Source organism: Prolixibacteraceae bacterium (genome assembly GCA_019720755.1).
GTDB lineage: Bacteria > Bacteroidota > Bacteroidia > Bacteroidales > Prolixibacteraceae > Halosquirtibacter > Halosquirtibacter laminarini.
Map to the genome: position 1 here is coordinate 2,416,931 of CP081303.1, position 12,138 is coordinate 2,429,068.

Annotated in this window: 9 protein-coding genes; 7 read left to right on the forward strand and 2 right to left on the reverse strand. The window is 38.0% G+C overall.

Annotation, left to right across the window (positions count from 1 at the left end; all coding sequences use genetic code 11):
* Positions 1-23 precede the first annotated feature (23 nt).
* On the reverse strand, positions 24-1,583 hold the full coding sequence (locus tag K4L44_09455) for an arylsulfatase (protein ID QZE12814.1): 1,560 nt from the start codon (positions 1,581-1,583) through the stop codon (positions 24-26).
* Between the two features lie 337 nt (positions 1,584-1,920).
* On the opposite strand from K4L44_09455, the gene K4L44_09460 reads away from it, so the two are divergent.
* From K4L44_09460 to K4L44_09490, 7 genes are all read left to right on the forward strand, one after another.
* Positions 1,921-2,874, forward strand: coding sequence for a MoxR family ATPase (locus tag K4L44_09460; GenBank protein QZE12815.1), 954 nt, complete (start codon positions 1,921-1,923; stop codon positions 2,872-2,874).
* A 3-nt stretch (positions 2,875-2,877) separates the two neighbouring features.
* The gene (locus K4L44_09465) at positions 2,878-3,795 is read left to right on the forward strand and encodes a DUF58 domain-containing protein (protein ID QZE12816.1); all 918 of its coding nucleotides are present in this window, start codon (positions 2,878-2,880) and stop codon (positions 3,793-3,795) included.
* On the forward strand, positions 3,776-4,237 hold the full coding sequence (locus K4L44_09470; GenBank protein QZE12817.1) for a DUF4381 domain-containing protein: 462 nt from the start codon (positions 3,776-3,778) through the stop codon (positions 4,235-4,237). Before K4L44_09465 ends, K4L44_09470 begins: the two co-directional genes overlap by 20 nt.
* On the forward strand, positions 4,203-5,210 hold the full coding sequence (locus tag K4L44_09475) for a VWA domain-containing protein (protein QZE12818.1): 1,008 nt from the start codon (positions 4,203-4,205) through the stop codon (positions 5,208-5,210). The genes K4L44_09470 and K4L44_09475 overlap by 35 nt, the downstream gene beginning before the upstream one ends.
* On the forward strand, positions 5,203-6,939 hold the full coding sequence (locus tag K4L44_09480) for a VWA domain-containing protein (protein QZE12819.1): 1,737 nt from the start codon (positions 5,203-5,205) through the stop codon (positions 6,937-6,939). Before K4L44_09475 ends, K4L44_09480 begins: the two co-directional genes overlap by 8 nt.
* Positions 6,933-8,261 (forward strand): BatD family protein, encoded by a 1,329-nt coding sequence (locus K4L44_09485; protein ID QZE12820.1) that lies wholly within the window; start codon positions 6,933-6,935, stop codon positions 8,259-8,261. Before K4L44_09480 ends, K4L44_09485 begins: the two co-directional genes overlap by 7 nt.
* A gap of 373 nt (positions 8,262-8,634) precedes the next feature.
* Complete coding sequence (locus K4L44_09490) at positions 8,635-9,912, forward strand: IS4 family transposase (GenBank protein QZE12821.1); 1,278 nt, start codon at positions 8,635-8,637, stop codon at positions 9,910-9,912.
* Between the two features lie 807 nt (positions 9,913-10,719).
* Here the strand turns inward: K4L44_09490 and K4L44_09495 are convergent.
* The gene (locus K4L44_09495) at positions 10,720-12,003 is read right to left on the reverse strand and encodes an MFS transporter (protein ID QZE12822.1); all 1,284 of its coding nucleotides are present in this window, start codon (positions 12,001-12,003) and stop codon (positions 10,720-10,722) included.
* Between the last annotated feature and the right edge of the window lie 135 nt (positions 12,004-12,138).

Consider the following 12,138-nt stretch of genomic DNA (forward strand, 5'->3'; position numbering starts at 1 on the left):
TGACAAGTAAGTTTCGGTACTACTTATTTTAACTCAAGTTTTTCCACATTTTTCAAATAATCCTTACCTCTTAGCTCTAAGAATGTCTTTTTCATCTCGGCTAACTTCTCTGGATTACTCTTTGCAAGATTGTTTTGTTCTCCGATATCCTCTTTTACATTAAAAAGTTGATACTCGTTATCATTTCCAACCTCGATATTCACAAATTTGTTCACTGCTTCTCCTTTATATGGAGGGATAAGAATCCAATCTCCTTTGCGTAGAAGTGTACGGCTTGTTGCTTCAGTGATCAGTGTTTCACGTCCATTTTCTGTTTTACCTAAGAAAGCATTCAAGATGTTTTCGCTATCAGGTCCTTCAATCTTACTTCCAACTAATTTTGCGAAAGAGGTCATTAGATCGACTTGACAAACAATTGCATCGGATACTGTAGGTTGGATATGTCCTTTCCAGTATGTGATAAAAGGAACACGTGCACCTGCTTCATATAGGCTATATTTCCCGCCTCTTAATGGTCCCCATGGTTTGTGATCTCCTAGCTTCTCTACAGCATCATCATAGTAACCATCATTCAAAACAGGACCATTATCACTTGTTACAACAATTATAGTATTTTCAAGAATGCCCTCTTTTTCTAGTGTCTTCACAAACTCACCAATTGCCCAGTCCGCTTCTAGAACCACATCCCCACGAGGTCCTAATCCTGATTTTCCAACAAACTTAGGGTTTGGTACACGAGGAACATGAGGTTGCTCTAGTGCATAATAAAGAAAGAATGGCTTATCTTTATGATTTTTTACATAATCTTGTGCTCTTTTCAAGAAAACATTGGTCATCGTCTCATCATTCCAACGAGCAGCTTTACCACCCTTCATAAATCCGATACGAGGGACACCATTCACAATAGTACCATTGTGTCCATGATGCCACTTCATCGTCATCATCTCTGGATTACTAAGGCCAGTAGGCTCGCCATCATAATTCTTTGCATAACTAACATAAATAGGATCTTTCGGGTCTAATCCCTCAACAACCCCATCTTTAAGATAAACGGTCGGAACACGATCGGCAGTTGCAGCCATATAAAATGCATCATCAAAACCTACTTCATTTGGCCCAGGACTAACACGCTTATTCCAATCAACCACTCCAGTACCTAGACCTAAATGCCATTTCCCTACAAGTGCAGTTTGGTAACCCGCCTTACGGAACATCTTTGGCATGGTCATCATCGCTGGATCAATCAACAAAGGAGCTGTTCCTGGAAGAATCTTTGCGTCTTTATTTCTCCAAGGATAACGTCCTGTCAATAGGCCATAGCGGCTAGGAGTACAAGTTGCAGAGGTCGCATAACCATCTGTAAAAAGAGCCCCATTATTTGCCAATTTATCAATATTTGGTGTTTTAAGAGTAGTACCACCATAAGCACTCACATCTCCATAACCAAGGTCATCGAGACATATTACTACGACATTCGGTTTTGTCTCCGATTTCTTACTACTCTCCTTCTTTGTTTGACATGAGCCAAATGATAATATTGCTGCAGAAGAAACAGCAATCTTGCCAATTGTGTTTTTCATCATTATCTTAATATTTCGTTTTATAGATCCCGTACATTGTATCTGAATATTTGCAGAACGAAATGAGTAAATCATCTCATACAACGGACACCGAAATATAGGAATTTATCTACTCGTACAGATACCAACATCATCCACAAAGAGGGATGTAATTATCCAAAAAGCCAGATTATAAATACCAAAAACAACGAACACTCAAACAAACTCCACCACAAACACCTATCCAATAATCAGTTATGTCTTAATAAACATAAAAGTATCTTTTCCCTATTTGAATAAAACAATATTAAATCCATACATGTTAATAAAGACAGAAATAACACTAGAAAAGATAAAATTCATGAAGGATACAATCAAACAGTTACAAGAAGGGATCAAGAATACTATTATTGGCCAAGAAGAGTTGGTAGAATCCCTTATCATAGGACTCATAGCTGAAGGAAACATTCTTCTAGAAGGTCTTCCTGGATTAGCAAAAACTAGAGCTGTAAAAGCACTTAGTAAAGTAATGGAGATTCAAATGAATCGTGTGCAATTCACTCCAGACCTTCTTCCATCAGATATAACTGGAACAGAAATCTACAATCCGGAGAGTGAAACAACGTTTGATTTTAAACAAGGTCCTATCTTTTGTAATCTTGTTTTGGCCGATGAGATCAACAGAGCTCCAGCAAAAGTTCAATCAGCACTACTAGAGGCCATGGAGGAACATCAAGTGACTGTTGCTGGTAAAACCTATCTCATGGATCCACTATTTATGGTGATTGCGACTCAAAACCCAGTGGAACAAGAGGGTACTTATCCACTTCCTGAGGCACAACTAGACCGATTTATGATGAAAATCAATCTCGACTACCTTACTCCCGAACAAGAAGAGCTTATGCTTAAGATGGTAAGAGGCGAAGAGGTCACAGAGAAAAAAGAGATCTCTAAAATAGACAAACAATTTGTCTTCGATGCAAGAAAACAGGTTAGTAATATTCACGTCTCTGAAGAGGTCAATCAATATATTATCCGACTTATTGATGCCAGTAGACACCCAGAGAAATATAGCGACTCTCTCGGGAAATACATCACATTTGGGGCCAGTCCTAGGGGAACAATTGCATTAGACAAAACCGCAAGATGTTACGCTTATATGCAAGACAGAGACTATGTAACTATCGACGATATACGATTGGTTGCTCATAGAGTACTGAGACATCGTATCGCACTTACCTATCAAACGAATGTAGATAAGTTACAAGCGGATGATATTGTCACAGAATTATTAAATGCAGTTCCTATCTCATAATCTATGAAAGAGACTCCAGAAATAACCCTAGAATCATTAATGCGACTCGAAACAGTGGCAGTAGGACCTGAGTTCTTTAAACAGAGACGGGTCTCTGGCTTGCTATCAGGGAAACACCGCTCCTCATTAAAAGGGAGAGGACTCGATTTTTCTGAAGTAAGAAAATATATATTAGGTGACGATATAAGAAATATAGACTGGAAGGTCACAGCAAGAACACGTGTAACCCACACCAAAGTATTTAGCGAAGAGAAAGAACGCCCTCAACTATCTATCATCGATTTAAGCAAGAATACACTCTTTGGAAGTAAACACCTGCTGAAGAGCCATATTGTCCTGAAGATTGCAGCAATCCATGGATTCAGAGCTCTTAAAATTGGAGATAGATATGGGGCAATACTATTTGACGACCAAAATATTCAGATACTAAAGCCATCACGTAGTAGAGGACATTTTCAAGCGATAATGGACTATGGAGTCAAGAGCTGTAACAATGCAACGACCCATCCTATCCAAAACAAACAACAAGTGGATATGGAACAAGCCCTGAGCAATGTAATGAAGGTAGCACATCACGATTATATCATCAATGTCATCACCGATGCTACACTACTGAGTCAAGAAAGCCTCAACCATTTGGTAATGATATCTCGAAGCAACAGTGTAATTCTATCTCACATCGAAGATCCTTTAGATTACGAGCTTCCTTTAGAGAAAATACCATTCTCTGATGCACACTATCAAATCGATTGGAAGGTAAATACAGAGGACCAGCAATCCTATAAAGAGCAATATATTACACTCAAAAAAGATATCGAAGATAAATGTGAAGCATACAATATTCCATTTCTCTGTTTTCAAACAGACAAAGAACTGAAACTACAACTAAAGGAGATATTAAATGAAAGATACAATCAATAACTTCGATCAACTGTTGGCTCCTGATGCGGTCGAATTCTCATTTGATACTACTGGATGGAAAGTTCTTGCTGGAGTCGCAGTCGTATTGATTATCCTAATTATTATAGGCTCAATACGAAGAGTTCAAAAAAACAGATATCGCAAAGAAGCACTCCTTCTCATGAGGGAGGTTCATGGAGATACTGTAGAACAATTAAGAGAGATCAACAGGATTCTTCGGCGCACAGCCTACACAGCAAGTAGAGATCCTCAAGTAAAACAGATATCGGGGAAACAGTGGTGCAAGTATCTGCTCTCTCATACGCCGCCCTATCCTCTAGAAACCGATTTTATAGAGCCTGCGTTAAAAGCAATTTATCAACCAGACAATAACATTAATGAGCATCTTCTTACAAAATATCATCAATATGCAATATTTTGGATTCGAAAACATGAATTTTGAATGGACACATCCCTGGGCATTGTTATTCATCCTTTTAGTACCAGTGGTTTTCATTCTGCTTCCCCCTTATCGTCTAAGGTCGAAAGCAATAGTACATCCAGCATTTCAACGAATGACGGAAGTATCTCATATTAAACCGAGCAAAAAGGCATGGATTACAAAGAAAAACATTCTTCAATGGCTACTTAGCTTCTTGACCTATGTGCTTATTGTACTGGCAGCGGCTGGGCCAAAATTTGTTGGTAAACCTGAAAAGAAGATCAAAACAGCGCGTAGTTTTTTGATTACTGCCGACCTCTCTTTCAGTATGAACAACAAAGATTGGATTCTCGACAACCAAAGAATAACAAGATGGCATGCGGTTCAGAAGATTATGAGTCAATTTATTGATGGTCGTAAGAGTGACCGTGTGGGATTGATTCTTTTTGCATCTCACCCCTATCTGCAAGCACCTCTAACCTCCGACCTTAATTCGGTACAATGGCTACTGAATGACGCAGAGGTGGGAATGGCTGGACAGATGACCAATATCGGGGATGCGATATCCTATGGAATGAAGGTATTTAAAAACGATACTATCAAACAGAAAGTGATGCTACTGCTCACCGATGGCGTCGACAGTGGAATCGGAACCAACCCTCTAGATGCCTCTACTCTGGCCAAGGACGACAGCATTAAAATATACACATTGGGAATTGGAGATCCTAAAGGCAAAGACAAGATCGATGAGAAAATGCTAACCTATATATCAGAATCTACTGACGCTAAATATTTTAGAGCGATGGATAGCAAGGAGCTCAAAAAAGCATACCAAACGCTAAATGATCTGGAGCCGATTAAATATGAAAGTACAGAGATAAGACCAGAAGTGTTACTATACTTCTACCCTCTTGGTGTCTCTTTATTGTGTGCATTCATCTTAATTCTCTATTTGGCGATATTATCAAGATTTAAAGCTTCGAAAAATGAATAATACAGATTTAATAAAATATCTAGATCAGTTCCACTTTCTAAGGCCAGTGCTTTTGTGGTTCTTCATTCCGCTTTTTCTCTCTCTGGTATACTATGTGATTATTAGAAATAGAGATGCCAAGTGGCAGAAGTTGTTGCGTCCTGAATATCGTCTATTCTTGATCACAAATACAAAAAGCAAAAAGATTACATGGCCATCCATCATTTTCTTTACAATATTCACATTGGCAATATTAGGTATTGCTGGGCCAACCTTTAAAAAGAAAAAATTACCAAAGGTCACTAATAAATCGGAGGTGATGATTGCACTAGATTTGTCTCAAAGCATGATGACAACCGATGTGCCACCAAACAGGCTAGAAAGATCGAAACTTAAAATACGCGACCTATTCAAACAAGAGCTAGGAACCAAAATTGGACTTCTCGCCTTTGCTGGAACGGCACATACCATCTTCCCTCCAAGTCAAGATAGTGAAATTATGGTGCCATACATGACGACCATTAAACCGCGTATTATGCCAGTAGCAGGACTGAACTATTCGTTTATGATAGAGCGTATCGACACACTATTTAAAACCATAGAGGCCCCATCGACACTCCTACTTTTAACCGATGAGATCAACCCATCGCAGGCTGCCATACTACAAAACTTTGTCAATACAACCAAGAACTATATCGTCGTATGGCAAGTAAGTACCCAACAAGGGGGAGTGGTTCCGTCACCCCAAAATATCAAAAGAGGACTACGTTATAAGGGCAAAACGATTGAATCACGACCAGATGCCTCCGTGTTCTCGTCTCTTCAATCAAACGAAAGAATATGGGTAGTACCGATTACATTAGATGATACAGACACACAGTATATTGCCAACATCATTCAGCAACATAGGGTGATACAAAGCGACTCTAAAAACCAATCCGATGATTGGAAAGATGTAGGACCATGGTTCTTAATCCCTTGTCTCCTTCTTGGACTGCTTTGGTTCCGCAAAGGATGGGTGATAGGATGGTGTTTTCTCCTACTCCCTTGGTTAACCTCTTGTGACACCAATGGACCAAGTGCAAAATGGTGGTATACCGACGACTATCGTGCATACAAAGCCTTTGAGGCGAAAGACTATGAGAAAGCCTCACAACTCTATAGCGATGTATCTCACAAAGCCTATGCATACTATAAAAAGGGCGACCTAGATAATGCGGCCATCTATTATGCCATGGACACCACTGCACAGGCAAAATATAACTTAGGAATGATATATGCTCAAAAAGGGGAATACCTCTTGGCACAAAAATCAATACAGCTAGCCATAGAAAAAGATCCTAATCTAAAACAAGCAGACAAACAGTTAGACATCATACAAAAGATCATCGACACCAAACCAAAGCTACTAAAAGAGCAAAAAGAGGATCAGAAAAGAAGTGTCCAACAGTTCAAAAAGATAGAGGAGCTCTCTGAGAAAGAGAAAAAACTATCCGACAACGACTATAATGCCAAACGCGACACCACTGATAACAGTCATGATAAAGTGTACGGCGACAAGCACAAATACAAAGAGGTCGATTGGCCACAAGAGAAGAAAAAGAAGGATCAAATAAAGAACCAAGTACAAGCATCTTCTCTAATCATGGAAAAGACCAATAGCGACCCAAGCGAATTTCTTCGTAAGAAGTTTATTCTACAAAAGAAAAAATATTACCCTCAAGTAAAGACAGGAGGTGAGATATGGTAAAGAAACTATTCATAATCCTTGTTTGCATTGCATACACTACTGTAGTGATCGCACAAAAGCCTTTTGCGAAAGCTTCCATCGACAGATCGTTGGTGTATACACAGCAGCCTATTAAATTAACCATCAAAGTCTATTCGCCTCGATGGTTTACCCAAGGCCTAGAGCTTCAAAGTTTGAAAATAAAGGACGCTTTTATTGTCCCTTTCACCCAAACAATTGCAAGCAAAGAGGTCTTGAACAGACACTCATACTCTGTCCTCTCCTTTTTCTATCTGGTATATCCTTACAAAACAGGAAAGAACGTAATACCTGCTGTTCCTGTAACCGCTTATATCCCGATGGGAAATGCGTACAAAGAGACCAAAGTAGTGTTGAACACCCCTACCATTCACTTTACAACCAAAACACAGCCCTCTGAGGACAGCAAATTGGTTAGTACAAGAGTCTATATAAGCGATCGTTGGAGCAAACCATTCTCGTCCCTAAAAACAGGAGATGTATTAGAGAGAGAGATTACCACCACTGCTTATGGCACCATTCCGAACTTCATCCCTTCCATAGAGATGAAGCCAGTGGACTTTGCCCGAATATATAATACGAGCAATACCACCCAACAGAATATCAACAAAGAGAGTGGAATTGTTATAAGCAAAAGAGTACAGAAGTTCTCCTATCTATTTACAGAAGATGGGAAATACACCATGCCCGGAGCAGAAATCAAATACTTCAACCCATATCTAGGAGTCTATAAAGAGAGAAAGAGTACACAATCACCTATCACCATCCAACCCAATGACCAACTAGGCATTGTAGCATCCATGGCAGATAGCCTTGCGCAACAACAGGCAACGATGAAGGTACAAGAGCCAAAAATACCTCTCAAAAGACGCATTATTCAAGCCATCGTTCACTATAAATGGTATATTCTAGGAGTGGTCGTATTACTCTTTGCATTCAAATATATTATCAGAGCAATACGAAAAATAGTTCAATATATCCAAGAGAGAAGAAGAAAGTACCTTATCTCAGAAAAAAGAGCATTTAAACTCCTGCTGAAAGAAAACGATTCTAACTATAAAAGATATTTAATGCAACTATACTATTGGATGTATCGCCTGCCAAAAAAGGAAGTATCCATTATACTCTTGGCAAAAAAACAGAAAAATAGTACCATAGAAGAGATGCACCAACAACTATTTGCTGCAAAATATGGGGGAAAGAAAACAACCATAAAGCACCATTTCCAATATGCATTAAAAAAACTACGGAAATCGATATTCTATAAGAAGAAAATAGAATACGGAAGGTTGGAAGATTGGTAAATATTATCTGACAAGTCTATTATATCGCCCCTACGCAAGGATGCTCTTGTCTAGGGGCATTTTTTCATCCCTACCCCATCAATTCCAAATATCTCTACCACGCAATCCATATCCTCCACAAATTTATACATCAACCCCACGTAGGGGCATTCCCTCGTGGATACCTTTATCACCATATCAATAATCGTGTATCAACAATCGATGCTGCAACACCTGGGAGATAGGAAGCTCCTGCTCAATGTCATTAAGTTAAGTAATGTGTTGATTATCAATGGCTTGGCTTGTTATTATGATAAATATTTCGTATATTGTATTCATAATCAACAACATAGACATGGTAAAAAAAACACCTGAGTTCATATTGAAAAAGATAATGCAATATATATATTCGAATGAATTACAGAATCAATATAGAATGAACGACAAAGATTTTACAAGAAATAGAAAATTAAAATTCCCGAAAATACTTCTCTTTTTAATGAATAGAATTACCAAGACACTATCTATTGAAATTGATAATATCATTGGTGTATTTAACAAAGACAAAAAACTTAAAACAGATGATCATTTTACCAAGAGTGCATTTGTTCAAAGCAGAAAAAAGATTGATTACAAGGTGTTTGATGTTTTATCAAAGAAACTTACTGATGAATTTTATACTGATAATACTTATAAGAAATGGCATAAGTTTAGAGTCCTTGCAGTAGATGGATCGCTTCTAACTCTACCCAATACCAAAGAGTTAATGGAAGTCTTTGGATCTAATCAACCACATACAAAAGAACCTATTATTCAGGGAAGAGTTTCTTTATTATATGATGTATTAAATGGATTTGTTATTGATTCAACACTTCAGCCACTTTCTAGAACAGAACGAGATTTAGCGATTGATCATATAAAGCATGCAACTCCTGGTGATCTTATTTTATATGACAGAGGCTATCCTTCTTTTGATATGATGTATCAACATAAGAAAAGGGATATTGACTTTCTTTTTCGAGTTCAAACGAACTTTAATAAAGAAACAAAAGAGTTTTTGAATAGTACGGATAAAACAAAGTTGATTGAATTATCTCCAAGTATAACATGTTTAAAAGAAAAAGGTTACACTGGTGATGAAACTATCATTGTACGCATGAATAAAGTTGTGTTGCCAAATGGCACTGTTGAAATTCTTATAAGTTCTCTTCTTGATAAAGATGAGTATAGAAATAACATATTTAAAGACCTGTATTTCAAGAGATGGAATGTGGAGATTTTTTATAATGAATTGAAGAATAAACTGAAGGTTGGAAACTTTTCAGGGAACTCAGAACAAGTGATATTACAAGATTTTTATTCCACCATTTTTGTTAGCAATATCCAAACCTTATTAATCGAAGAGATTAATGATGAATTAAAAGAACAGAAAGGGACTAAAAAATACAATTACAAAGTAAACAATAATGTATCCTATGGAATCTTGAAGAATAGAATCATTGAGATATTCTTTACAGAACAAGAAATGTCCAAAACGATATTTCAGATTAAAGAACTATTAAAAAAACACACAATTCCTATACGACCGAATAGAAAAAATGAGCGAGACACTAGAAAATTTGATAACAGAAAACGTCCAAAAACACTTACGAATCAAAGAGATGCAATATAATTAAAGCTTAACTTAATGACATTGAGCTCCTGCTTCCGTTGTTGCTTCAATTCGATGAAGAATAGATACTGTCATGTAGAATATTGCACGAGTTCTCGTGCAATCACGAAGCAGGTGCTTCGTGGCTCCCAGATGTTGTCACAACACATTACCAACACCACAACATGGTTGCAATATCATGGCAAACACATGGGTTTGTAGCTACCAAATTACAAATGGTCACAACAAATGGTGTGTCAATAATCGATGCGTAAACTCCTGGGAGTTAAGAAGCTCCTGCTATCCATCTGTTGTAACAAAACAATATACATGAAAAATAGATATTTAATATTATGCCCAAATGGGGGAATAATAGGGGATTGAAGGCTACTTTGTCCATGGTTTGTCCATGGTTTGTCCATGGTTTGTTCATGGTTTGTCCATCGATTCTCCATCGATTCGGTGGTTGAAGCATGAATATGATTTGGTTAAAACATGAACAATGTAATGATCAAACAGGTATAAAACATCTTTCAAAATATCTCAAAATATCATGCTATCCTTACCTAAATGCAATAAAAACCAAAAACAAACATCACTTCAGCATCACCCCAATGCCATAAAAACCATAACAAGTGATCATGTAAGCCTCTCGATAATTCCATAGAAGCCTCAACTAAACGGCTTTCTATTCTCATCATAACAACCTATAAACGACAACATTACATCACGCAACTGATATCAAAACACGCAACATTATGGCAACTATTTTCTTCACTCGATCCTCTAACATAGGTTCAAGTCTAGTATAATATTCCCCAATATAAATTACTGATTTTGCTTTGGTTCTTTTACGAATAACGCAGCAACAAGTAGGATAATAGATATTGCTAGACATAGATATGCTGCCCAACTATAGCTTCCTAGATGACTTTTGGAGAGACTGAAGATAAATGGCGATATGGAGCTAAAGACCACCATGACTAACATATTGAATCCACTAATCTGACCAAGGTATTTGTTACCAAAATATTTAGGATGAAATACGGCTGCAGAGGCAGTAAAGAAGCCCGAGAATATTGCAAAACCAACCACCAACACATAGTAGTAGATCCCCTCTCCTTTCATCATAAAGCCAAATGAGGCAATGACAATACCCAACATACAAAAAGCAAGGATATAGCTAGACCGAACAAAATCGCTTAACACATTGGCTAGCAATGCAAAAAAAACAGATAGAACGGTGACATAAATAAAAAACTGAACCATAGCCTCTTTACTCCACATAAACTCCTCTGCAATAGAGGTTATATGAAAAGTAAAACCTCCTATAAAGAAGTTACAGAAAGCAGTCACAAGACATATGATCCAAAACGGATAGGTTCGAATGGCAAGAGAGAGAGGGCTTCCCTTCTCTTGTTTGTCGTGGCTGTCAGCCTCCCCACTCTTTTTCCCATCTGGGTACAATCCATATTCGGCTGGAGCATCCGCATAGAAGAAAAAAACAAGCACAAAGATTACAAGAAGAGAGAGTGCTAGAATACGATAGGACGAGATCCAACCATAGTGATAGAGAAGGATCAGCAACAGAGAGGGCGCAATAGAGAAGCCAACGCTAACCATCGTTCCGCTGACTGCATTGGCAATACCTCGTTTCTTATCAAACCATTTCATGATCATCGCACGGGAGACCAGTGCCATGGTGCCCTGTCCCATAATACGAATCGAAAAGAAGATCATCACCAGATAGACCCATAACAGTACACCTCCTCCAATAAGCTGTGAAACTTCCGTGGTATAGGATAGTAAGAGTTGCATCATCGCAAGGGTAAAAGTGGCAGTAAGCATCACCTTACGAACCCCAATACGGTCGTATATCTTTCCTATGATAGGCAAACATAGTGCACTAAGCAATGTCCCAATTAGATAGAAGGCACTCAACTGATCTCTAGACACATCGGTAGCATCTAATAGGGAGTCTGTAAATGCAGACACCCCAAAAGGTTGTCCAGGAATACTACCAAGCATTCCTAAAGCACCGACAATCATCACAATCCATCCATAATAGAATGGGTAACGATCCACCTTTATTGGAAAAACATGTTTGCTCATTTTATTTTTTTTGCAAAAGAAATATTTCTGCGTAAAGCTCCAAAATATGCAACCTTTAAAATCATTCACACCCAACAATCTGAGCCAATCAAAACAGTAAGGTAGTCTATCGTAAATAAAAAAGGGAGTGTTTTC